This window comes from Nocardia rosealba (assembly GCF_020216065.1).
Classification (GTDB): domain Bacteria; phylum Actinomycetota; class Actinomycetes; order Mycobacteriales; family Mycobacteriaceae; genus Nocardia; species Nocardia rosealba.
Map to the genome: position 1 here is coordinate 166,862 of NZ_JAIWNA010000010.1, position 21,903 is coordinate 188,764.

The following is a 21,903-nucleotide window of genomic DNA, read 5'->3' on the forward strand; positions in this document are numbered from 1 at the left end:
AGCGTCGGCCGGGTGGACACTCGATCTGGTAGGGGCGCCCGATGAATCGCATGCAGGACAGGGTCGCGCTGGTCACCGGTGCGGCCAGGGGTATGGGTCGTGCGCACTGCGTGCGGCTTGCCGAGGAGGGCGCCGATATCATTGCCCTCGATATAGGTACCGCCGCAACGGAATTGGCGACGACTAAGCTGGCCGTCGAGGCGCTGGGGCGGCGGTGCGTCACCGCTGCTGCCGATGTGCGTGAGGCGGACGTGCTCGATGCGGCCGTTTCCGGTGGGGTGCGTGATCTCGGCAGGCTCGACGTGATCGTGGCCAACGCGGGCATCTACACCGACCTCGCAGCGTCGTGGGAGCTCACCGACCAGGCCTGGCAGCGGACCATCGATATCAATCTGACCGGTGCTTGGCACACGGTGCGTGCCGGTGCGCCTGCGCTGGTCGACGGTGGGTCGATCGTGATCGTCAGCTCCGTCAACGGCATCGTCGGCGGTGCCATGGCGGCGCACTATTCGGCGAGCAAGCACGCCGTGGTCGGGTTGGCGCGCACGCTGGCCAACGAGCTCGGCCCGCGCGGTATCCGGGTGAACACCGTGCACCCGGGATCGGTGGCGACGCCGATGATCCTCAACGACGAGGTCTACGCGAAACTGCGCCCGGACCTGGCGAATCCGACGCGGCAGGACGCGGCCGAGGCACTCGCCCGGCGCACCCTGCTGCCGGTCCCGTGGGTGGAACCGGTCGACGTCAGCAATGCCGTGCTCTTCCTCGCATCCGACGAGTCCCGTTATGTGACGGGAACCCAGCTCGTGGTGGATGCCGGACTGACTCAGAAGGTGTGACATGGGACGGGTTTCGGGCAAAGTAGCGGTGGTGACCGGCGCCGCGCGTGGTATCGGCCGCGCGCAGGCGATCCGGCTGGCCGAGGAGGGCGCCGACATCATCGCGATCGACCTCTGCGGACCGGTCGACACCGTGGTGACGCCACCGGCGAGCCGTGACGATCTCGACGAGACTGTCCGTGCCGTCGAGGCGACGGGTGCGCGGATCGTCGCCACGGTCGTCGACGTGCGCGACGGGTCGGCATTGCGGGCCGCCGTCGACGCCGGGGTCGGTGAGCTGGGCGGGCTCGACATCGTCTGTGCCACAGCCGGAATCAGCTCGAGCGCGTTCGCCCTCGAGCTGACCGAGCAGCAGTGGCAGACCATGATCGACATCAACCTCACCGGTGTGTGGCAGACCTGCAAGGCGGCCACACCTCACCTCATCGCTCGTGACGGGGGAGCGATGATCCTGACCAGCTCTATCGCCGGCTTGCGCGGGCTGGTCGGCGTCGCCCACTACGTCGCGGCCAAACACGGCGTCGTCGGGTTGATGCGTTCGCTGGCGAAGGAACTCGCGCCCCACCATGTCCGCGTGAACACCGTGCACCCGACCAATGTGGACACCCCGATGATCCAGAACGACATGGTGCGCAAGGTCTTCCGTCCCGACCGGGAGAATCCGACCCGCGAGGAATTCGCCGAGGCCGCCACGTCGATGAACATGCTGCCCATCCCGTGGGTCGACCCCGTCGACATCGCCAACGCCACCCTGTTCTTGGCCTCCGACGAAGCGCGCTACATCACCGCCGTCACCCTGCCGGTGGACGCGGGCAGCACCCAACGCTAGGTCGGTGGCCTGCGGAACTCACCGGACCGGGAGGGGTTCCGGCGCCTCGGCGAGGCCGGTGAGTGCGTCCGGGAGGGGGTCGTGGTGGACGACGCCGAGGCGCTGGGTGGCGCGGGTGAGGGCGACATACAGCTCCGCCGCGCCACGCGGTCCCTCCGCGAGAATCCTTCCCGGCTCGACGACGAGCACGGCGTCGAACTCCAGGCCCTTGGTTTCCGACGCGGGCACCGTGCCCGGCATACCGACCGGGCCGATCACCACACTCGTGCCCTCCCGGTCCGCCTCGGTACGCACGAATGCCTCGATGGCCGAAGGAAATTCGGATGCATCGACCTGCTGCGACCACGGCTGCACACCACACGCGCGCACCGAATCCGGTGGCCGAACCTCCGGCGCGAACTCGGCGAGCACGGCGGCGGCGACCGCCATGATCTCGGCGGGCGTGCGGTAGTTCACCGTGAGTGAGCGGTACACCCAGCGGCCCGGAACATACGGGTCGAGCACCGTCGCCCACGCGGTGGCACCTGCCGGTGACCGGCGCTGCGCCAGGTCGCCGACGATGGTGAACGACCGGCTCGGGCAGCGGCGCATCAGCACCCGCCAGTCCATCTCCGAGAGCTCCTGCGCCTCGTCGACGACCACGTGCCCGTAGGTCCAATCACGGTCGGCCGCAGCGCGTTCGGCGAGCTCGCGGGTGTCGCGCTCGAGGAACCGGTCGGCGAGGTCCTCGCCGTAGAGCATGTCCTGGGCGAGCAGGTGGTCCTCGTCGTCCATCAGGTCTTCGCGGCTGACCAGGGTGTCGAGCACGCCCTCGGCATAGGCGGCCTCGGCCTTGCGGGCGCGTTCGGCGCTGTCGTCGGCGGGGGCGCCGCTTCCGAGCAGATCGACCAGTTCGTCGAGCAACGGCACGTCCGACACCGTCCACGCGGCACCGTCGGCCCGCCACAGCGACTCGTCCGCGGACGCGGCGCGAAGACGGTCCGGGGACGAATACAGTTCGGCGAGAAGCCCTTCCGGGGTGAGAACAGGCCAGCATTCGTCGAGCACAGCGACGAAATCGGTGTTCTCGGCGAGTTCGGCGGTCAGGTCCGCGCGCAGCTGCTCCCACGCCTCGCTGTCCTCGCGCGTCAACCAGCCCTTCCCGATGCGGGCGATCGCCCGTTCGGTGAGCACATAGGTGACGATCTCGGCGAACACCGCCCGCGCCTCGTTGTGCGGGCGTCCGCTCGCCCGCGCCTCCTCGCGCGCCCACTCCGCGACGGCCGCGTCGACGCGCACCGTCGTGTCGGCCAGCTCGATGTCCCGCGGCATCGCGGGCAGTCGTTGCCGGTCCGCGATCGCGGCACCGAGCACATCGAGAATGCGCAGCGAGCCTTTGACGCGCGCCGCTTCCGGTGCGTCCTCGGCGGTGGCGTGCAGCCCGGGCATCAGATCGGCGGTGGTGGCGAAGACGACATTCGTCTCACCGAGGGCGGGCAGCACGTGCGCGATGTGGTTCAGGAACGCCGGATTCGGGCCGACCACCAGCACACCTTGGCGTTCCATCCGCTTGCGCTGGGTGTAGAGCAGATAGGCCACCCGGTGCAGCGCCACGACGGTCTTGCCGGTGCCGGGGCCGCCTTCGATCACGGTGACGCCCGGGTGTTCGAGGCGGATGATCTCGTCCTGCTCGGCCTGGATCGTCGCCACGATGTCGCGCATCCCGTCCCCGCGCGGTGCGTTCACCGCCGCCAGCAGCGCCGCGTCGCCGCCTTCGCCCGCGTCGGGCCTGCCGAGGATCTCGTCGGTGAAGTCGAGCACCCGGCGATCACGGGTGTGGAACTGCCGCCGCCTGCGCATGCCCTCCGGGTTGGCGGCGGTGGCCACATAGAACGCGCGGGCGGCGGGCGCGCGCCAGTCGAGCAGCAGTGGTTCGAAGTCGTCGCCGGCATCGAACAGGCCGATGCGACCGATATAGGACGGTTCCCCCGACACCGCATCCAGCCTGCCGAAACACAGACCGTTGTCGGCGACGTTCAGGCGCTGGATCTCCTTCCCGAGCGCGCGCACCTCGTTGTCGCGTTCCATCGGGGAGTTACCGGTGCCGCGCAGCGCGGCGCTGTAGCGGCCCTTCACCTGTGCGCGCTCGGCGTCGAGCCGCGCGTACAGGTGCGCCACGTACTCGCGCTCCGACTGCAATTCCTCGTCGTGACCGTGTTCCGGCACAAGCCCTCACTTTCGGTGTTTCCGCAGGTGAAATGCTGCGGCCGACGATTATGCGCCACAAAGGGGGCCTTGTGGCAAGGCCCCCTTTACGGTATACAGTGAAGGTGGAAAGAGACGCTGTCAGCGCGTGAGGAACGCCAGCACCGTCGATTCGAATTCTTCCTTCCGCTCGATCATCGCCCAGTGCCCGCAGTTCGGGAACACGTGCAGTTCGGCGCGCGGGATCGTGCGCATCGGGATCAGGGCCATGTCGAGCGGGCTCACCCGGTCGTCGCGGCCCCAGGTGACCAGCGTCGGCGCCTGTACCTTGTGCAGCATGGCCCAGGGTGGGGGAGCGTCCGAGGCTTCCATCGCCCGCACCATCGCCGTGAACGCCGCCTTGCTGTACATGCGCCGGGCGCTGTCCAGGGTCGCGGGATCGGTGGCCTGAGTCCAGCGCTCCTCGATGAGTTCCTCGGTCACCATCGCCGGATCGAACACCATCGAATGCAACCACTGCACCAGACGTTCCCGCGTCGGTTCCTCGGTGAACTCCTGCAGCAGCTTGATGCCCTCGCCGGGGCCAGGGCTGAACAGGTTGCGCCCGATCCCGCCGATGGTCACCAGCTTGCCCACCCGATCCGGTCGCGCAATGGCGTAATTCAGTGCCACGCCACCGCCCATCGAGTTGCCGATGATATCGACCCGCTCCAGGCCGAGCCCGTCGACGAAGCGCGCCACCGCGTCCAGGGCGGTCACCATCGGGTGCCCGCCGAAGTCGTCGCTCACCCCGAAACCGGGGAACTCGAGAACCAGGCAGCGGAACCGCTCGGCGAAGGCGGCCAGATTGCCACGGAAGTTGCGCCACCCGGTCACCCCGGGGCCGGAGCCGTGCAGCAACAGCAGGGGCGGGCCGTCACCGGCCTCGTGGTAGCGCAGAATGCCTGCGTCGGTGGGCAATTCGCGCAGCGTGCCGTCATAGGTGATGCTCATCAGGCGTGGGTTCCCCCGTCGATCCGGATCTCGGTGCCGGTGATGAACGCGCCGTCCTCGGACACCAGCATGGCGATCACGCCCGCCACCGCGTCCGGGTCGCCCATACCCGCGCCACCGGACTCCAACTCGGTCGGCAACACGGGGGACAGCTTGGCGAACAGCGACCAGTCGGCATCGGCGGGCACGTAACCACCGGTGGCGTCGGTGATCCCGGACTTGATGCTGCCCGGCGCCACCGACACCGCACGCACACCCTTGCCGCCGTACTCGAGGGCGATGGCGTGGGTGAAGGACTGGATGCCGCCCTTGCTCGCCGCGTACGCCGCCATGTAGGGGTGCGCGAAGGCCGCCGAGGTGGAGCTGAAGTTCACGATGGTCGAGCGCGGATTGGCCAGCAGCGCGGGCAGTGCCTCACGGACCACGAGGAACGTGCCGGTGAGATTCACCCCGATGATCTGGTTCCACAACTCGAGGGAGGTCTGCTCGGTGTGCGAGGCACGCAGGATACCCGCCGCGTTCACCACCGAATCCAGACCGCCCAGGGTGGCGGTGGCCGATCGGACACCCTCGACCACCGATTCCTCGCTGCCGATATCGAGGGTGAGGACGCTGAAACGCTCACCCGTGCCGCGTTCCTTCGCCTGCGTGGCGGTGGCCGCGAGGCCGTCGACCGATACGTCGGCGCCGACCACGGTGGCGCCCTCGTCGAGCAGGCGCAGCGCCGTCGCGCGGCCGATACCGGATCCGGCGCCGGTGACCAGCGTCCGATGACCGTCGAGTCTGTGCATGATGTTCTCCTGGTTGTGTCGCCTCAGCCGAGGCGGCCGGGGACCGGTTCGTTGCGGAGCTGATCGGTCGCCAATTCGCCTGCGGCGACAGCTCGTTCGATGGAATCGCGCAGCGCCGGGCAGGTCGGGATCCAGCTGCTCAGCTCGCCGAGGGCCGCCCGGCGGGCGAACTCCGGGCAGGCGGACTCGGCGTCGTCGAGCCACTGCACGCTGGTGTGACTCGGGCTGAACTTCTCGGCGAGCACCCGGTTTCCGCAGGTGGTGCACTGGATGGGTTGCATGATCAGACCCCGGGTCAGCGCGCGGTCGCGGCGTGGTCGGCGGCGACGTACCCGAACACCATGGCCGGACCGATGGTCGCGCCCGCGCCCGCGTAGTCGTTGCCCATCACCGCGGCCGAGGTGTTGCCCGCCGCGTAGAGCCCGTCGATGATGGAACCGTCGGCGCGCAGCACCTGGGCGTTCTCGTTGTAGACCAGCCCGCCTTTGGTGCCGAGATCACCGATGCGAATCCGCAGCGCGTAGTACGGGCCACGGTCGAGCGGGTCGAGGGTCGGCTGGGGCAGGGTCGGGTCGCCGTAGTAGTTGTCGTACGCGCTGTCACCGCGCCCGAAGTCGTCGTCGTGGCCGTTGCGGGCGAACCCGTTGAACCGCTCGACGGACTCGCGCAAGCCGAGTGCGGGCACACCGATGGCCGCCGCCAGCTCGTCCACCGTCGCGCCGGTGCGGAGAAGACCGCTCTCGAGCCAGGACGCCGGGAACTTCTGGCCCGGCACGACGCCGCCGATCGGGTAGCGGCTCTTGGCTTTCGCATCGAAGATCAGCCAAGCCGGGTCGTGCGATCCGGCCAGCTGGGCATGCACGAAGGTGACATAGGGCGCGGCCTCGTTGGTGAAGCGGGCGCCCGAGCTGTCGACGATGATCGAGCACGGGATCGACCGCTCCGACACCAGCACCTGGTTGACACCCTCCGGGCGCTGGAACGACGGCATCCACCAGGCGTCGTCCATCAGATCCACTGCGGCGCCGACCTTTTCACCGGCCACGATGCCGTCACCGGTATTGTCGGCCGAGGCCGCGCTGAAATTGTCGCGGCCACCGTCGGGCAGGTACTGCTTGCGCATGGCCTGGTTGTGCTCGAACCCGCCGGTGGCCAGCAGGACACCGTCGCGGGCGCGGATGCGGATTTCGCGGCCGTCGCGTTCGGCGAGCACACCGATCACCGCGCCGGTGTCGTCGGTGATCAGCGACCGCAGCGGGGTGTTCAGCCACAGCGGCACCCCCGCGTCGCGCAGGGCGAGGCGCAGCCGGGCGATGAGTGCGCGGCCGAGTGTGTCCATGTGCCTGCGCAACACGATCGCCTTGATCGCGCGCAACCCGGTGAGCAGCGCGGTCCAGCGCGCCTTCCAGGTGCGGGTCACCATATTGAGCTGGACGAAGTCCTTGGAGGTGATGAACAGACCAGGTGGGGTGGCGAGGGCGGCCGGGCGCAGCAGATCCTCGTCGGGGCCGAGCTGTTTGAGATCGACGGGCAGCGGTTCGATCGACCGGCCGGCCGGGCGGCCACCCGGCGCCTCGGGGTGGTAGTCGGAATAGCCTGTGCACCATTGGAATCGCAGGTGCGGGCTGGTCTCGAGGAACTCCAGCATGCGCGGGCCCTCGTCGATGAAACGGTCGAGATTGGCGGTCGGCACCCGGTCGCCGACCACCGCGTCGAGATAGGCGCGCACGTCGGCGCGATCGTCACGCAGACCCTCCCGCAGCAGGGTCGGATTGTTCGGTACCCAGATGCCGCCACCCGAGAGAGCCGTGCTGCCGCCGTAGTGGGCGGCCTTCTCGATGATGAGCGTGTCGAGGCCGCGGTCGGCCGCGGCGAGTGCGCCCGTGAGCCCACCCGCACCGCTGCCGACGACGAGGAAGCCGACCTCGTGGTCCCACTGTTGCTGGTTCGCAGTCATTCTCGGGCTCCTCAGCTCACTACCATGTCGTCCTGCGACCAGAACGCCCGCATGCTGGTGATGCGCCCGTCCTCGTCGAAGGTCATCACATCGATCGGCTCGAGCGTGAACGTCTGCTCGCCGAAGCGGGTGACCACCCGGAAGTTGAACGCGGCGCTGTTGCCCGCGACCCGGATGCTCAGCAGTTCCGTCGACGTGTCAAGGGACTCGATGGCGGCGTAGAACTCGGTGATCGCGGCGTGACCGACTCGCACCTCGCTGCCGACCGGGTCCTCCACGGTGGCGTCCTCGCGGTAGAGCGCGACGACGTCGGCGGCCGTCCCGGTGCCGACGGTCTCCACATACCGCCGCACCGTGTCTCGAATGTGGTCCGCTGATGTCATCGTGTCGCTCCTGGAGATGGGTGATGGAGTGGTCGATGAACGCAATCACGGCCGGTGGGCGGGTGGGCGGCTGCTTCCCAGCCAGCGGGAGATCTAGGTCGCGACGCCCGTCGTGATGCTGCCGATGATCAGATCGGTGAGGGCTCCGATCGCGGCGTCGAGGGAGCAGCGCCGCGCGTTCAGCTCCTCGGCGATCGTTTCGGCCGCACCGAGAATGCCGACGCACCGCAGTCGAAGAGCGTCGGCCGTGAGGTCGCTGTGCGGGATCAATGCGTCTGTCATCAACGTGAGGTAGGCATCGAGCAGGTCCCGCTGGATCGCCTCCATGTCCCGATTCCCTTTGAGCGCGGCGGAGACCGCGCCGAATTCGGGCATATCGGTGGCGCACGTGAAATAAGCGCCGCTCAGCACGCGCGCGATCTCGACCGGGGTGGGGGCGGCGCTTGCCAGTGCCGTGGCGGTCGCGGTCCGATGGCGTTCGTCGAGCCGTCGATACAGCTCGAGCAGCAGTCCGGGACGGGTGCCGAAGTGGTCGTACACGATCGGTCTGCTCACCCCCGCGGCCTCGGCGAGGCTGAGCAGAGTCAGTGCGTCGGCGCCCTCGGCGCGCACGATCGCCAGCGCGGTCTCGATCAACTGTTCGTGCCTTGCGGGTCTGGACAGGCGCGTCGGCGTGGTCGGCAATCTTCCTCCCTTGCGTAGTGGCCCCAGTTTAGCTACAAAGTGTAAGTTACAAAATGTAGCTTTACTGGACGAAGGAGAAGACGTGACGCGACAGGCGACATCGGTACTGATCATGGGCGGCTCGGGGCAGGCGGGCGCGGGGACGGCGGCGCTGCTGCGCCGGTGGTATCCGGAACTCGAGCTCACGATCGCGGGCCGGGACATCGAACGCGCGCGACGAGTCGCCGAGAGCCTCGGTGGCGCGAACGCGGTCACCATCGACATCACTCGCGCCGACCTCGGTCTGCCCGCCGACGCCGCGTATTCCGCGGTGGTGGCGGCACTGTGGGACGCCCATCTGCACGGGCTCGGCTTCGCCGCGCGCCACGGCGTGCCCTATCTGAGCCTGTCCAGCGGTCTGCTCGACATCGCTCCCGAGGTCGTCGCGGGTGGTGGGCGGGCCGCGGCGCCGATCCTGCTGGCCAGTCACTATCTCGGCGGGATCGTCGTGCTCGCCACCCTGGCGGTCGCGGCGGAGTTCGAGCGGGTCGAACGGATCGGAATCGCCGCGGCGCTGGACGATTCCGATACCGGGGGACCGGCGGGCATCGCGGACATGGAGCGCTGGTCGGCAGTCACCACCGCGGGACTGATCCGCCGCGACGGCGTGTTCACCTGGGTGAGCGGCGACGACGCCCGCGCCGACGTACGGGTCGGTGACGGGGTGGTGCTCGCCGGGCAGAGCGTTCCGATCCTGGACGTGCCGAGTCTCGCGCTGGCCACGGGCGCGCCGAACGTCCGGTTCGACCTGGCGGTCGGCGAGTCCGCGGGCAGGCGGCGCGGCGCGGGCGCTTCCCTCGAGGTCGTCGTCGACGTCGAGGGAAGCGACTTCTCGGGCGCGGCTCGGCGAGTGCGTCGCACACTCGTGCATCCGGGCGGACAGCGTCCGCTGACCGCGCTCGGGATCGCGCTCGGGGTCGAACGGTTGCTCGGGCTCCGCGGTGCTGCCGTGCCACCGGGCATCCACATGCCCGAGGCGCTGATCGACCCCGCCTACGCCCTCGAACGGATAGCGCACAGTGGCGCCACCTTCGAGGAGACCGGGGCCTAACTGCCCAGCATGTCCAGGACGGCGAGGTGGCTGAACAGCATCGACGCACCGATCGGGTTGCCGCCGCCGGGGTACACCTCGCCGCTCACCGCGGCCATGGTGTTGCCCGCGGCGTACAGGCCGGGGATCGGTTGCCCGTCGCGGTCGAGGACGCGCGCGGCGCTGTCGGTGCGCAGGCCGCCCTTGGTGCCGAGATCGGAGATGCCGAAGGCGGCCGCGTGGAACGGGCCCTTGTCGATGCGAACCAGCGGTGGTTCGCCGTTGGAGAAGGCGCGGTCGTACGCCTCGTCGCCGCGCCCGAAGTCCGGGTCGACGCCGGTGGCGACCATGCTGTTGAACCGTTCGACGGTGGCCTCGAGCTTGTCGGCAGGCACTCCGATCTTCGCGGCCAGTTCGGCCAGCGTTTCGGCGGTGTGCCACAGGCCGGCGGCGACGTATTTCTCGGTCTCGACCATGGACACATTGGTGGCCTTGATCGGCGGCACCTCGCCTTCGGAGTCGTCGTAGATCATCCAGAACGGCAACGTCATCTCGCCTGCCTCGAGCCGTCGGATCACCTCGCGGCCGAGCCGGTCGTAGGGGGCGGACTCGTTGACGAACCGTTCGCCGTTCCGGTCGACGAAGATGCCGCCGGTGAACCACAGCGCGAACGCTGAACGCCCGTCGGGATGGGTCAGGCCGGGCGACCACCAGGCCTGATCCATCAGGTCGGTGTCGGCGCCTGCGGCGATCCCCGCCTGGTGGGCCAGTCCCTGATTTCCCCAGGGCCCCATGGTGTCCCGGGCCTGGCCGGGCACAGCGTACTGCTCGCGCAACTGCTGGTTCTGTTCGAAACCGCCTGCCGCGAGCACCACGCCCCGGCGAGCGCGGATGGCGTGGCGCTGCCCGTCGCGTTCGACGATCGCACCGGTCACCACCCCGTCCTCGACCACCAGCTCGACCAACGGCGCGGACAGGTGCAACGTGACGTTGGGATAACCCGACAGCGCCCGCAGGAACCGCCCGATCAGCGCCTGCCCGCCGATCAGCAGGTCGGGCAGCGGTGCCCCGAGCCGGTCGGTGTCGAGCGGACCGCGCAGGGATTCCCGCAGATCGCCCAGCTCGGCGGCGGGCAAAGGTGTCGGCATGATGTGGCGCTGACCGTCGAGCCGCGCCTTGGGCGCCTTGCCGAAATAGTCGGGCCAGGGCAGCATCTGGAACGCGAAATGCTCGTCGGATTCCAAGTATTCGATGAGGTCGCGACCGCGCCGCACATAGGTCTGCTGCAGGTCCTCGGGCGTGCGGTCACCGACGACGGCACGGTAGTAGGTGAGCGCGTCGTCGAGGGTGTCGTCGGTGCCCGCCCGCTCGAGGACGGGGTTGCAGGGATACCAGACGCCGCCGCCACCGGAATACGCTGTCGTGCCGCCGAACTTGTCGGTCGCCTCGACCACTGCGACGGTGAGCCCCTCGCGGGCCGCGGTGTACGCACCCGCGAGACCACCGCCGGAGCCCGCGACCAGCACGTCCACCTCGTCGTTCCAGTCCACCACTGTTCCTCCTGATACCGCCTCGACTTGCCCCGACCGTATGCGCGGACCCGCCGGTGTGACGCGGGTCATCCCGATCACCGGGAGGCGACAACGATCCGGCGAACGTGCCGGTCAGCGGGAAGGCCACCTGCTCGGATGCCGATCGGATCCCTAGCGTCGCGGCGGAGAACCGGTCTCCATCGAAAGGCAGGCACAGTGAAGACCCCATCGTCACCAGGGAAGGGTCCGGCCGAGGTCGACGTGGTCGTCGTCGGCGCGGGCATCGCCGGGCTCTACGCCCTGCACAAGTTCCGCGAACAAGGACTCACCGTGCGGGTGTTCGAGGCCGCCGACGGCGTGGGCGGCGTCTGGTATTGGAACCGCTATCCGGGGGCCCGCTGCGATGTCGAGAGCGTGGACTACTCGTACTCCTTCGACGAGGACCTGCAGCAGGAATGGAACTGGAGCGAGAAGTACGCCACCCAGCCCGAGATCCTGGCCTACCTCGAACACGTCGCCGACCGCTTCGACCTGCGCCGCGACATCGAATTCGGCACGCGCGTCACCGATATCGTGCTCGACGAGCCTGCCCTGCGCTGGCAGGTCGGCACCGACACCGGGCGCGCGGTGTCGGCCCGGTTCGTGGTGCTGGCCACCGGCCCGCTGTCGAACGCCAACACCCCGGCCATCCCGGGCCTGGACACCTTCGCGGGTCGGGTACTGCACACCTCGCACTGGCCGCACGACGGTGTCGATCTGGCCGGGCAACGGGTGGGTGTGATCGGCACGGGTTCGTCCGGGATCCAGACGATTCCGTGCCTGGCCGAGGAGGTCGCGCGCCTGCACGTCTTCCAGCGCACGCCCAATTACAGTGTCCCGGCGGGCAATACGCCGATCACCGAGGAACAGCGGCAGGCGCAGAAGGCGAACTACGCCGAGCGCAGGCGGCTGTCGATGGCCAGTGGCGGCGGCTCACCGCACCAGCCGCACCCGAAGCTCGCGGTCGAGGCGACCGACGAGGAACGCCGCGAGGCGTATCAGCGCCGGTGGGAGCTGGGTGGGGTGCTGTTCTCCAAGACCTTCCCCGATCAGCTCCTCACCCGCGAGGCCAACGACACCGCGCGGCTGTTCTGGGAGGAGAAGGTGCGCGCGGTGATCGACGACCCGCGCGTGGCGGACATCCTGATCCCGCGCGATCATCCGATCGGCACCAAGCGGATCTGCACCGACACGAACTACTACCAGACCTTCAACCGCGACAATGTCGACCTCGTCGACCTGCGCGCCACCCCGATCACCGGCATCGATGCCGACGGTGTGCACACGACCGAGACGCACTACCGTCTCGACACCCTCGTACTGGCCACCGGGTTCGACGCGATGACCGGGTCGGTCTCGCGGATGAACATCGTCGGCCGCGGCGGTGTCACCCTCAACGAGACCTGGGCGGAAGGCCCGAAAACCTATCTGGGCCTGGGTATCTCAGGGTTCCCGAATCTGTTCAATCTCACCGGTCCGGGCAGTCCGTCGGTGCTGGCGAACATGGTGCTGCACTCGGAACTGCACGTCGACTGGGTGGCCGAGGCGATCCGGTTCCTCGACGACCAGGGCGCGGTGGCGCTGGAAGCCCGGCCCGACGCGGTCGAGGCGTGGGTGCGGGAATGCGCCGACCGGGCAGCGGGAACGCTGATGCTCGAGGCGAATTCGTGGTACCTGGGCGCCAATATCGAGGGCAAGCCGAGGGTGTTCATGCCGTTCGTCGGTGGGTTCGGCGTCTACGGGCAGATCATCGCCGAGGTGGCGGCCGCGGGCTACAAGGGCTTCGACGTTCTCGAGGCGTGATCCACGGGCAACGGGGTGGTCGTCTTCGGACGACCACCCCGTCGCTGTGTCAGCCGGCGAACCCGCCGAACCCACCCCGGTAGTACAGCAGCGGTCGCGCGCCCTCGGTGGCCCGCAGACCGCTGATCCGGGCCAGCACAACGGTGTGGTCGCCCGCGTCGTGCTCGAGCTCCACCGACGCCTCGATATGGGCGAGCGCCCCGTGCAGGGCGGGCGCGCCGTTGCCCGCCGGACTCCACTCCACACCGGCGAACTTGTCGCCGCCGCTCACCGCGAACCGGCCGCACACCGCGCGCTGATCCTCGGCCAGGATGTTGATGCACAGCGTTCCCGTGCGGCGCAGCAGTGGCCAGCTCGTCGAACTCTTGGCCGGACAGAACGACACATACGGCGGATCCAGCGACACCGACACCACCGACTGGCAGGTGAAACCGATCGGCCGGGTGCCGTCGTGCGCGGCGATCACCGCCACCCCGGTCGCGAAATGCCCGAGCACCGCGCGCAGCTCAGCCGGGCTGGGAACACCTGCGTCGACGACGACATTGTCTGCATTCATACCCCCAGAATCGGTGGCGGGCGGTGCGGCTCTCAAGATGTCCTCCCGGTGAGCGGTTGCCGACACAGCCGAGGTGACCGGGCCGGTTGCTACCATGCACCGGTGCCGAACACCGACCCCGACCCCGGCGTGCCCAACCTGCCGCCGACCAGTTGGGCGGTCCTGGCGATGCTCTCCTTCGAAGAGGAGATCTCCGGCTACGACCTGAAGAAGTGGGCCGACTGGAGCCTGCGCTACTTCTACTGGACCCCGTCCTACAGCCAGATCTACGCGGAACTGAAGAAGCTCGAACAGCACGGTTTCGCCTCCTCCCGGCTCGACAGCGACAACGCCATGCGCGGGCGCAGGCTGTACCAGATCACCGACGCGGGCCGTGCCGCCGTCACCACCTGGTGGAACGAGGCGCCCGTCGATCCCTCGGTCCTCAAACACCATGTGCTGCTGCGCGTGATGTTCGGCCACCTCGGCTCACCCGAGCGGCTCAAGCAGATTCTGCGCGACCACATCGCCGACGTCGTCCAGCTCGAGCAGCGCGCCGCCGTCGACGCCGAAGCCGCCAAATCCGAACCGGGCTGGGCCTATTCGCAGATCGTGCTGCAGTGGGCCCAGCGCCACTACGCCGCCGAACGCGAACTCGCCCAGCAGCTGATCGACGAGATCGATCAGGCCGCGACGATCCTGGCAGGCGCCGAACACGACGACCGCGCCGAGTACCCGCACCCCACGCCCGGACGCTGGCGTGAGATCGAGCAGCGCGTGCAGGCGGCGGGCGGGCACCCGGACGCGCCCGAGTAGGCGTCGCCGAGGAGCCTGGGGTTCAGCCGAGACCGAGGGTTTCGCGGATCATCGCCCAGATCTCGGTGCGCGCCGACTGGGTCGCGGCCAGGGACGGGATGGTCAGGAAGCCGTGGAACAAGCCGTCGTAGCGGCGGTGATGCACCGGCACGCCGTCGGCTTTCAGGCGTGCGGCGTAGGCGTCGCCTGCCGAGCACGGTGGGTCGAGTTCGGCGGTCACCACGACGGCGGGGGCTACGCCCGCGAGGGTTTCGGCGCGGGTGGGGACCAGGCGCACGTCGTCGGTGCCGTGCGGGGCGTACTGCTGCCAGTACCAGCGCATCGCCCGGGTGGTGTTGTAGTGGCCGGTGCCGAAGCGGCGGTAGGACTCGGTGTCGAAGTCGTCGTCGATCACGGGGTAGAGCAGGATCTGCGCGGCCACCGGCGGGCCGTTCCCGTCACGCACCGCGAGCGCGACCGTGGCGGCGAGGTTGCCGCCCGCGCTGTCACCAGCCAGCGCGATGCGGGCGGGGTCGCCGCCGTATGTAGCGATGTGTTCGGCTGCCCACCGGACTGTGGCGAGCATGTCGTCGTGGGCGGCGGGCCCGGGATGTTCCGGGGCGAGGCGGTAGTCGACCGCGACGACCACCGCTCCGACACCCACTGCCATGGAGCGGCAGAACTCGTCGTGACTGTCGAGATCGCAGAAGACGAAACCGCCGCCGTGTGCGAACACGATCACCGGCCGGGGCGGCCCGTCGTCGTGGGGCCGGTACACCCGCACCGTCAACGCACCGCCCGGTCCGTCGACGACCACGTCGCGGACCGAGAGAAGATCGGGAAGCCGCTGTGGCGCACCACGTCTCGCGAGGATCGCGGCCCGCGCGTCGGCGGCCGACATCGCGGCCACATCGGGAAATCCCGCGTCGAGCGCGGTGAGCATCGCCGCCACCTCGGGATCCGGCACGGCACCCGGCCCCGTGGTCGGGTAGTCACGGATTGTCACTGAACCTCCTGTGAATGTGCCGACACGGTCGGTCAGCGCGTCGTGCGCCTCACCGTAGGGCGGGAGCCCGGTGCACCGGACCGGGTTCTCCCGCTGGGCGGAAACAACCCGCCGACCTGCCGCGACGGCTGCCTATCGTCGGCGAATGGACACCACGAACGTCTATGTCATCGACACCGTCGTCACGAGACCCGGCCGGGCGAAGGAGTTCGTCGACACCTATCTGAGCGGGTACGCGCCGGGTGCCCGGGCCCGCGGCATGACACTGGAACGGCTGGTCGTGAGCCCGCCCGTCTGGTTCCCGGACGAGTCCAACACGGTGACCGCCACCTGGGTCCTCGACGGTGCGGCCGGCTGGTGGGCGATGACCTGGCAGGGCCGCCTCGACGAATCCGTGCGGCACTGGTGGGACGACGTCGATCATCTCGTCCTCGAACGCACCAGGACCACCGGCGCCGCACCCGCCGACATCGAGAGGCTCGGCAATGTTTGACGTCATCCGGCTCATTCATCTGGCCCCTACGGCCGACGCCGATCGAGTGCTCGCGGACCTGCAGGCCGGCGCGCTCGCATCACCGGCCCGCCGAGTCCTCGTCCAGCCGACCCTGCACGGTGTGCGCAACGGCGGGGACATCCTGGTGCACCTGCGCTTCGACGACGCCTCGGCATGGGAAACCGTTGCACCACAGTGGGACCCGATGGTAGACGGTGTCGTCCACATGGACGGCGCCGAGTACGTGGCAGGCACCGCCGGCGCCGCCGAACCACCTGCAGGGTCGGTGTATCGCGTTCTCCTGCTTCGTGTCTCGCCGGAAACCCCGCCCGCGACCGTCGACCGGTTCGAAGCCGATCTGCTCGGCATGCCGCACTACATCTCGACCATCCGGTCCTGGCGGCTGAGCCGGACCACGCGCGCGATCGGATCCGCGTCGTGGACTCATGTCTGGGAACAGCAGTTCACCGACCTCGACGGGCTGGACGGCGCGTATCTCATGCACCCCGTCCACTGGGCCCATGTGGACCGCTGGTTCGATCCCGAACATCCGGAAGTCATTGTGCGCGACCGTATCTGCCACAGCTTCTGCGTCAACGAGCCGGTGCGCGGGTAACACACCGTCGACGTCGGCCGGGGCGGGCGCTGATCGCTACCTACCCCAGCCGACGCGACTGCCACCCGCACCGGAAGCGGAGTGACGGCATATGCGCGCTCGCGAACCGGACGCATCGTGGGGGAGCGACGGCCGCAGTACCTCGATCAGGCGTAGTCGCGTGCTCGCTGGCCGGCCGGCGCAAGGGGGCGTGGGCCGATATTCAACGGGCGGGGGTGCTGTTGCAGGGTCGGGCGCACTCGTACCCGACCGTCGTCGACATGGCGCCAGATGTTGAGCGCTGTGGTGCGTACCGGGGCGCTCAGCCGGTGGTCGAACAGCATCCGATCCACGGGGCCGCACACCGAGACCGCCGCCACGGCGGCCTGGCCGAGGTCGCCGATCGGTGCGGCGATACAGCCGAAACCGGGCAGTGATTCCTCGCGTTCCACGGCGACGCCGTGCGCCCGCACTTTAGCCAGTTCCGCGTCGAGTTGGGCCCTGGAGTTGATCGAGTAGCGGGTCCGCGAGCCCTGGGCGGTGAGGATTTCCGCGAGGCGGCGCTCGTCGGCCGAGGCGAGGATCGCCTTGCCGACCGCCGTACAGTGCGCGGGCCGCCGGCCGCCGACGCGGGTGGGCACGGCCGCGGCCAAGTCGCCGCCGATCTTGTCCAGATACACCACGTCGGCGCCGTCGAGGACCGCCAAGTGCACGACGAATCCGGTGGCGCGGTGCAGTTCGTGCAGGAAGGGCATGGCGGCGCGATGCAGCCGATCCTGGTGCACCGCGAGCGAACCCAGCTCCATCAGCCGGATGCCGAGCTCGTAGTCACGGCCTTCGCGGCGTAGCCAACGCAACTGCACCAATCGCTCCAGCATGCGGTGCGCCGAGGACCGGGGTAGACCGGTACGGCGCACGATCTGGGCGAGGGTGAGCCTGCCCGGCCCGTCGAAGGCGTCGAGCAGCAGGGACGCGCGATCGAGAATCGCGCTCGGGGTGGTGGCCTCGGCCTGGATGACCATGAGCTCTCCATTCGGATCAACGAGCTGATGCCTAGCGCATATTTCGATTAGGCATATGCCTATTTATACCACTTCCTGTGGTAGCTGTCACAGGAATACGGGGCGTCGCATAGCGAAAACACGAAAACCCCCGGCCCGAGCGAGGCTCGGACCGGGGGCCGGTCGGTGTGTGCCGGGTTACATCGCCGCGAGCGGCTCGCTGCCGGACCAGTCGTGGCCCCAGTAGCTGTCGGCGGTGATCTCCTCGGCGGTGTAGTACCGCTCGTCCACCCGCATGCCCTCGGTGCCGAACTCGATGTCCCAGCCGCCGGGCGCGCGGACGTAGAACGACACCATCTTGTCGTTGGTGTGCCTGCCGAGCGTCGAGGACACCGAGAAGCCGTCCTTGCTCACCCGGTCCAGGGCCTGGCCGACCGCGTCGAGGCTGTCTACCTCGACCATGATGTGGATCAGGCCCGGCGCCCCGCCGTGCGGCGCGGGGCACAGTGCCAGGCTGTGATGGCGTTCGTTGACGCCGAGGAACCGGATCCGCACCGGCCCGTACTCCGGCGGCGCGGGGATGCGGAAGGCGCCGCGCGGCAGGAAGCCGAGCACCTCGGTGTAGAACTCGAACGCGCCGCCCAGGTCCATCGTCGGCAGCACCACATGGCCCAAACCCTGTGCGCCCGTGACGAATTTCGCGCCGAAGGGCGTGACCACGGGGCTGTGGTCGAGCAGCGCGCCGTGGAACACCTCGAGTGTGGCGCCGGTGGGGTCCTCGAAAGTGATGGCCTCCTCGACCCGCCGGGCGTCGGCCTCCTCGACCGACAGCGGCTTCACCGCGATGCCGGCCGTCGTGACCGCCTCCTGCACCCGGACCAGTGCGGCGTGGTCGCGCACCTCCCAGCCGATGGTCACCACCGCGTCGGACTCACCGGGCACCACCACCATCCGGGCGGCGCGCTCGTCCATCCGCAGATACAGCGCGTCCTCGTCGGGGCCGCTGCCCTGGGCGAAACCGAGGACCTCGAAGGCGAACTTGCGCCAGCGGTCCATGTCGGCGGTCTGGATCTTCGCATAGCCGAGGCTCTTGATGTCTGTCATTGACGTTGTCCTTCTTCGGTATTCGCTCAGATCATCGAGCGCAGGTTCGGGGCGGGATCGATGCCGAGCGAACTCAGCGCCGAGGCGTGGTAGACCGTGCTCGGCACGTGGATGGCGTGGTTGAGGCCGGCGTGCGCGTCGCGCCAGAAGCGCTGCATGGGCTTGTCCATGCGCAGCGCGTTGCCGCCGGATCGGGCGAAGATCTGGTCCACGGCCATCACCGCCCGCCACGCCGCACGCACCTGGGTGCGCCTGCCCGCCGCGCGATCGGCGAAGCCGACCTCCTTCCCGGCGTCGACCAGGTCCCACACGCGATCCACGTTGGCCAGCAGCTCCTGGCGCGCGGCATTGATATCGGCCGCCGCCTCGCCGATCGCGAACAACACATACGGGTCGTCCTTGACGGCGGTGCCCTGGGCGCCGACCCGTTCGCGCTGGTAGTCCAGGTGCGCGGCGAGCGCGCCCTCGGCGATGCCGACCACCGCGGCGCTGATGCCGAGCGGGAACATCGTCGACCACGGCATCTTGTAGAGCGTGTCGGTGACGCCGTACTCGCGCTGCGCGGTCCCGTCGATCACGTGATCGCCGTTCATCACCCGGTAGGACGGCACGAAGGCGTCCTTGACGATGATGTCCTTGGACCCGGTGCCCTTGAGCCCCACCACATTCCAGGAGTCCTCGACGATGGTGTAGTCGGCGCGCGGCAGGATCATGTGCAGCATCGTCGGCGGCATCGCCATCTTGCCCTCGGCGTCACCGAGCATGGCGCCCAGGAAGATCCAGTCGCAGTGATCGGTGCCGGAGCTGAACTGCCAGCGGCCGTTGAAGATGTAGCCGCCCTCCACCGGGCGCGCGATGCCGGTCGGCGCGTACGGCGAGGCCATCCAGGTGTCACTGTCGGAGCCCCACACCTCCTCCTGCACCTTCGGATCGGCGAAGGCCAGCTGCCACGGGTGCACGCCGACGATGCCGCAGATCCAGCCCGTGGCCGGGTCGAGCGAGGCGGCGGCCATCACCGTCTCGGCGAACTCGCGGGGGTGGGCCTCGAACCCGCCGTACTTCTTGGGCTGCAGCAACCGGATCGGGCCGGCCGCCTTCAGCATCTTCGCGGTCGCGTCGGGCAGCTGACCGAGGCGTTCGGCCTCGGGGCTCTGCTCACGCAGGCGGTCGGCGATCGCCATGATGTTGTCGAGCACGTTGGTCATGGGTGGTGCTTTCTCTGAAGGTGGATGCGGATCAGGCGGTGGTGTCGACGACCCGGCCGCGGGCGATGTTGTCGGCCACCTCGGCCTCCCAGCTGGTGACGGCCCGCTCGGTGTCGATCTCGAATTCGAAGCGCTTGGTCATGTCCTCGGTGACCTCGTCGACATCGACGTAGAACTGCTTGTACCAACGGCGCAGCTGGTAGACCGGCCCGTCCTCCTCCGAGAGGAGCGGGTTGTCGATGGGGGCCTTGTTCTTCCAGATCTCGACGTCCTGCTCGAAGCCGACCTCCACACCGCGCGCGAACTGCGCGGCCATCGCCTCGGCGTCGGCATCGGACATGCCCTGCGGCTTCTTCACCATCGCGCCGTACTGCAGCACGAAGGAGTTCTCGCTGACGGGGTAGTGGCAGTTGATGAGGACCGTCTCGATCGTCATGCCGTTGGCCTCGCTCCACAGCCAATCGATCATGTAGGAGGGGCCGAAATACGAAGCGTCCGAACGCAACGTCGAGTTCGGATCGTCGTAGCTGGTGCCGACCTCGATGTCGTGGCGCGGCGTCGAGCGCATGTACTGGGTGGCGACGTGGCCCTCGAAGACGTTCTTGAAATAGCGCGGGAACGCGTAGTGCACGTAGAAGAAGTGCGCCATGTCGACGACGTTGTCGACGATCTCACGACAGTGTGAGCCTTCGATGAGCATCGAGTTCCACGTCCAGTCGGTCCATTCCGGGCTGCCGTAGCCCTCGATCTCGGGAATGGTCACCGCGTCGGTGGGCTTGCTGCCCTGCGGGTCGTGCCAGATGTAGAGCTGGCCGTTGCGTTCCAGCGTCGGCCAGGATCGGGTCTTGGCCAGCGGGGGAACCCGGCGCGCGTACGGGATCGCCGTGCACTTGCCGTTGCCGCCCCAGCGCCAGTCGTGGAACGGGCAGGCGATCGAGTCGCCCTTGATGGTGCCGTGGGCGAGGTTGCCGCCCATGTGCCTGCAGAAACCGTCGAGCACGTGCAGGGCGCCGTCGGTCTCGGACTGGAACACCACCAGGGTGGTGCCGAAGGCCTTGACCTCGTGGGGCACACCGTCGCGGAACGACGAGAGCAGGCCGAGGCAGTGCCAGCCGCGGGCGAAGCGGGTGGGTGCGGCAGCGGCCTCGATCTCCCGGAATTCGGGTGTGGCGGACTGGGTTCGGCCGTTCGGCGGGTTCTCCGGCATCGAAACCTCCATGTTCGGGCGGAGTGGGGATGAGCTGCGCCGATGGTGTGCCCGTCGGGGGTCGGCGGTGATGGGGTCGTCCCGGTCAGTGGACATGTTTTCCCGCCCGCGTCGCGATGTCCCGATCAGCGGGAGAGGAACCGGTCACAACACCGGTGGCCACCTAGCGTGGCGGCCGAGCAGGACGAGAGGAGTGATCGTGAGCGTGCACGCAGGTAGGGCGGTGGCCGTCGATCTGGACACCGAGGACATCCGGTTGTTCGCGGCCCGGGCGCTCTCGCGCGATCCGGCCTACCGGCTCGCCGAACGGCCCGTGGTCCCGCCGACATTCTTGCCCGCGGGTGGGCGCGTCACCGGTGGCCGGACCGAGACCGACCACCGGTTCTTCGGGCCGCCACCGCGCGCCGGTGATCGGCTGACCGCCGTCCGCGCGATCGACCGGCACGATCCGGACGGCTCCGAATCGCTCGTCCAGTACTTCGACCGCACCGGCGGGCTTGTCGCCGAGTCGTGGGCGTCGGTCACCGAATCCGTTGCCGCCGAGGACAACACACCGCACTCGGCCGAACTGCTCGCCACCTACGCCACCGACTGGCTCGGCGCCGAGAACATCCGCCGCTTCCGTACCCGCGTGCTACGCGCCCTGCCGCCCGGCGACACCGTGACCTGCTCGGGTCACATCACCCAGCACTACATCCAGGACGGTGAGCCGCGCGTCGATGTCACCGTCGCCGGTGTCGATGCCGCGGGGGAGATCGTCGTCCGGGCGTGGGCGAGCTTCGCGCACGATCCTGCCGCCGTGTAGGGCCCGACGCCGCCGGAAATCCGGTTTCGTACCGCACGGCCCGTTCCGTGGTGG

General features: G+C 68.9%; 22 protein-coding genes. 8 read left to right on the forward strand and 14 right to left on the reverse strand.

Annotation, left to right across the window (positions count from 1 at the left end; translation table 11 throughout):
• Positions 1–41 precede the first annotated feature (41 nt).
• Together LDL21_RS27985 and LDL21_RS27990 are read left to right on the forward strand one after the other, a co-directional pair.
• Entirely contained in the window at positions 42–839 is a 798-nt protein-coding gene (locus tag LDL21_RS27985; RefSeq protein ID WP_225282428.1) for a mycofactocin-coupled SDR family oxidoreductase, read from the forward strand.
• A 1-nt stretch (position 840) separates the two neighbouring features.
• On the forward strand, positions 841–1,668 hold the full coding sequence (locus LDL21_RS27990) for a mycofactocin-coupled SDR family oxidoreductase (RefSeq protein WP_225282429.1): 828 nt from the start codon (positions 841–843) through the stop codon (positions 1,666–1,668).
• An 18-nt stretch (positions 1,669–1,686) separates the two neighbouring features.
• Here LDL21_RS27990 and helR read toward each other — a convergent pair whose 3' ends face one another.
• From helR to LDL21_RS28025, 7 genes are all read right to left on the reverse strand, one after another.
• On the reverse strand, positions 1,687–3,873 hold the full coding sequence (gene helR / locus LDL21_RS27995; RefSeq protein ID WP_225282430.1) for an RNA polymerase recycling motor ATPase HelR: 2,187 nt from the start codon (positions 3,871–3,873) through the stop codon (positions 1,687–1,689).
• A gap of 120 nt (positions 3,874–3,993) precedes the next feature.
• Complete coding sequence (locus LDL21_RS28000; protein ID WP_225282431.1) at positions 3,994–4,845, reverse strand: alpha/beta fold hydrolase; 852 nt, start codon at positions 4,843–4,845, stop codon at positions 3,994–3,996.
• Positions 4,845–5,636, reverse strand: coding sequence for an SDR family NAD(P)-dependent oxidoreductase (locus LDL21_RS28005; RefSeq protein ID WP_225282432.1), 792 nt, complete (start codon positions 5,634–5,636; stop codon positions 4,845–4,847). The genes LDL21_RS28000 and LDL21_RS28005 overlap by 1 nt, the downstream gene beginning before the upstream one ends.
• Before the next feature lie 23 nt (positions 5,637–5,659).
• Positions 5,660–5,917 carry a hypothetical protein gene (locus LDL21_RS28010; protein ID WP_225282433.1) on the reverse strand — a complete coding sequence of 86 codons (258 nt, stop codon included), beginning with the start codon at positions 5,915–5,917 and terminating at the stop codon, positions 5,660–5,662.
• A gap of 14 nt (positions 5,918–5,931) precedes the next feature.
• Positions 5,932–7,593: an FAD-binding protein gene (locus tag LDL21_RS28015; protein WP_225282434.1), complete on the reverse strand. Its 1,662-nt coding sequence runs from the start codon at positions 7,591–7,593 to the stop codon at positions 5,932–5,934.
• An 11-nt stretch (positions 7,594–7,604) separates the two neighbouring features.
• Positions 7,605–7,976 carry a nuclear transport factor 2 family protein gene (locus LDL21_RS28020; protein ID WP_067492156.1) on the reverse strand — a complete coding sequence of 124 codons (372 nt, stop codon included), beginning with the start codon at positions 7,974–7,976 and terminating at the stop codon, positions 7,605–7,607.
• Between the two features lie 93 nt (positions 7,977–8,069).
• Positions 8,070–8,612, reverse strand: coding sequence for a TetR/AcrR family transcriptional regulator (locus LDL21_RS28025; RefSeq protein WP_225282435.1), 543 nt, complete (start codon positions 8,610–8,612; stop codon positions 8,070–8,072).
• A gap of 130 nt (positions 8,613–8,742) precedes the next feature.
• Here LDL21_RS28025 and LDL21_RS28030 point away from each other — a divergent pair, with 130 nt between their 5' ends.
• Positions 8,743–9,750 carry a Rossmann-fold NAD(P)-binding domain-containing protein gene (locus tag LDL21_RS28030; RefSeq protein ID WP_225282436.1) on the forward strand — a complete coding sequence of 336 codons (1,008 nt, stop codon included), beginning with the start codon at positions 8,743–8,745 and terminating at the stop codon, positions 9,748–9,750.
• Here the strand turns inward: LDL21_RS28030 and LDL21_RS28035 are convergent.
• A complete protein-coding gene (locus LDL21_RS28035; protein WP_225282437.1) occupies positions 9,747–11,282 on the reverse strand; it encodes an FAD-binding protein in 1,536 nt (511 codons plus the stop codon). The two genes, LDL21_RS28030 and LDL21_RS28035, sit on opposite strands and share 4 nt — an antisense overlap.
• A 195-nt stretch (positions 11,283–11,477) precedes the next feature.
• Here LDL21_RS28035 and LDL21_RS28040 point away from each other — a divergent pair, with 195 nt between their 5' ends.
• Positions 11,478–13,103 carry a flavin-containing monooxygenase gene (locus tag LDL21_RS28040; protein ID WP_225282438.1) on the forward strand — a complete coding sequence of 542 codons (1,626 nt, stop codon included), beginning with the start codon at positions 11,478–11,480 and terminating at the stop codon, positions 13,101–13,103.
• A gap of 49 nt (positions 13,104–13,152) precedes the next feature.
• On the opposite strand, the gene LDL21_RS28045 is transcribed toward LDL21_RS28040, so the two are convergent.
• On the reverse strand, positions 13,153–13,659 hold the full coding sequence (locus LDL21_RS28045; protein ID WP_067492161.1) for a flavin reductase family protein: 507 nt from the start codon (positions 13,657–13,659) through the stop codon (positions 13,153–13,155).
• A gap of 168 nt (positions 13,660–13,827) precedes the next feature.
• Here LDL21_RS28045 and LDL21_RS28050 point away from each other — a divergent pair, with 168 nt between their 5' ends.
• Positions 13,828–14,454, forward strand: coding sequence for a PadR family transcriptional regulator (locus tag LDL21_RS28050; RefSeq protein ID WP_255675669.1), 627 nt, complete (start codon positions 13,828–13,830; stop codon positions 14,452–14,454).
• Positions 14,455–14,476: 22 nt separating this feature from the next.
• Here LDL21_RS28050 and LDL21_RS28055 read toward each other — a convergent pair whose 3' ends face one another.
• Positions 14,477–15,439 carry an alpha/beta hydrolase gene (locus LDL21_RS28055; RefSeq protein ID WP_225282440.1) on the reverse strand — a complete coding sequence of 321 codons (963 nt, stop codon included), beginning with the start codon at positions 15,437–15,439 and terminating at the stop codon, positions 14,477–14,479.
• 145 nt (positions 15,440–15,584) lie between these two features.
• On the opposite strand from LDL21_RS28055, the gene LDL21_RS28060 reads away from it, so the two are divergent.
• Both LDL21_RS28060 and LDL21_RS28065 read left to right on the forward strand, forming a co-directional pair.
• Complete coding sequence (locus LDL21_RS28060) at positions 15,585–15,932, forward strand: hypothetical protein (protein WP_181696356.1); 348 nt, start codon at positions 15,585–15,587, stop codon at positions 15,930–15,932.
• A complete protein-coding gene (locus LDL21_RS28065) occupies positions 15,925–16,548 on the forward strand; it encodes a Dabb family protein (protein ID WP_225282441.1) in 624 nt (207 codons plus the stop codon). Before LDL21_RS28060 ends, LDL21_RS28065 begins: the two co-directional genes overlap by 8 nt.
• A gap of 146 nt (positions 16,549–16,694) precedes the next feature.
• On the opposite strand, the gene LDL21_RS28070 is transcribed toward LDL21_RS28065, so the two are convergent.
• From LDL21_RS28070 to LDL21_RS28085, 4 genes are all read right to left on the reverse strand, one after another.
• Entirely contained in the window at positions 16,695–17,549 is an 855-nt protein-coding gene (locus tag LDL21_RS28070; protein WP_181696354.1) for an IclR family transcriptional regulator, read from the reverse strand.
• 177 nt (positions 17,550–17,726) lie between these two features.
• Positions 17,727–18,632 (reverse strand): biphenyl-2,3-diol 1,2-dioxygenase, encoded by a 906-nt coding sequence (gene bphC / locus LDL21_RS28075; RefSeq protein WP_225282442.1) that lies wholly within the window; start codon positions 18,630–18,632, stop codon positions 17,727–17,729.
• Between the two features lie 26 nt (positions 18,633–18,658).
• Positions 18,659–19,837 (reverse strand): acyl-CoA dehydrogenase family protein, encoded by a 1,179-nt coding sequence (locus LDL21_RS28080; RefSeq protein WP_225282443.1) that lies wholly within the window; start codon positions 19,835–19,837, stop codon positions 18,659–18,661.
• Positions 19,838–19,868: 31 nt separating this feature from the next.
• On the reverse strand, positions 19,869–21,044 hold the full coding sequence (locus tag LDL21_RS28085) for a 3-ketosteroid-9-alpha-monooxygenase, oxygenase component (RefSeq protein WP_166655704.1): 1,176 nt from the start codon (positions 21,042–21,044) through the stop codon (positions 19,869–19,871).
• 199 nt (positions 21,045–21,243) lie between these two features.
• Between LDL21_RS28085 and LDL21_RS28090 the strand changes: the two genes are divergently transcribed.
• Entirely contained in the window at positions 21,244–21,849 is a 606-nt protein-coding gene (locus tag LDL21_RS28090; RefSeq protein ID WP_225282444.1) for a hotdog family protein, read from the forward strand.
• Positions 21,850–21,903 lie beyond the last annotated feature (54 nt).

Bases quoted from the DNA above. Each gene is read 5' to 3' on its own strand.
- LDL21_RS28070 (WP_181696354.1), bottom strand. From the start codon at position 17,549: ATGGTCATCCAGGCCGAGGCCACCACCCCGAGCGCGATTCTCGATCGC.
- LDL21_RS28065 (WP_225282441.1), top strand. From the start codon at position 15,925: ATGTTTGACGTCATCCGGCTCATTCATCTGGCCCCTACGGCCGACGCC.
- LDL21_RS28085 (WP_166655704.1), bottom strand. From the start codon at position 21,044: ATGCCGGAGAACCCGCCGAACGGCCGAACCCAGTCCGCCACACCCGAA.
- LDL21_RS27985 (WP_225282428.1), top strand. From the start codon at position 42: ATGAATCGCATGCAGGACAGGGTCGCGCTGGTCACCGGTGCGGCCAGG.
- LDL21_RS28015 (WP_225282434.1), bottom strand. From the start codon at position 7,593: ATGACTGCGAACCAGCAACAGTGGGACCACGAGGTCGGCTTCCTCGTC.
- LDL21_RS28020 (WP_067492156.1), bottom strand. From the start codon at position 7,976: ATGACATCAGCGGACCACATTCGAGACACGGTGCGGCGGTATGTGGAG.
- LDL21_RS28080 (WP_225282443.1), bottom strand. From the start codon at position 19,837: ATGACCAACGTGCTCGACAACATCATGGCGATCGCCGACCGCCTGCGT.
- bphC (WP_225282442.1), bottom strand. From the start codon at position 18,632: ATGACAGACATCAAGAGCCTCGGCTATGCGAAGATCCAGACCGCCGAC.
- LDL21_RS28045 (WP_067492161.1), bottom strand. From the start codon at position 13,659: ATGAATGCAGACAATGTCGTCGTCGACGCAGGTGTTCCCAGCCCGGCT.
- LDL21_RS28010 (WP_225282433.1), bottom strand. From the start codon at position 5,917: ATGCAACCCATCCAGTGCACCACCTGCGGAAACCGGGTGCTCGCCGAG.
- LDL21_RS28060 (WP_181696356.1), top strand. From the start codon at position 15,585: ATGGACACCACGAACGTCTATGTCATCGACACCGTCGTCACGAGACCC.
- LDL21_RS27990 (WP_225282429.1), top strand. From the start codon at position 841: ATGGGACGGGTTTCGGGCAAAGTAGCGGTGGTGACCGGCGCCGCGCGT.
- LDL21_RS28005 (WP_225282432.1), bottom strand. From the start codon at position 5,636: ATGCACAGACTCGACGGTCATCGGACGCTGGTCACCGGCGCCGGATCC.
- LDL21_RS28000 (WP_225282431.1), bottom strand. From the start codon at position 4,845: ATGAGCATCACCTATGACGGCACGCTGCGCGAATTGCCCACCGACGCA.
- LDL21_RS28050 (WP_255675669.1), top strand. From the start codon at position 13,828: ATGCTCTCCTTCGAAGAGGAGATCTCCGGCTACGACCTGAAGAAGTGG.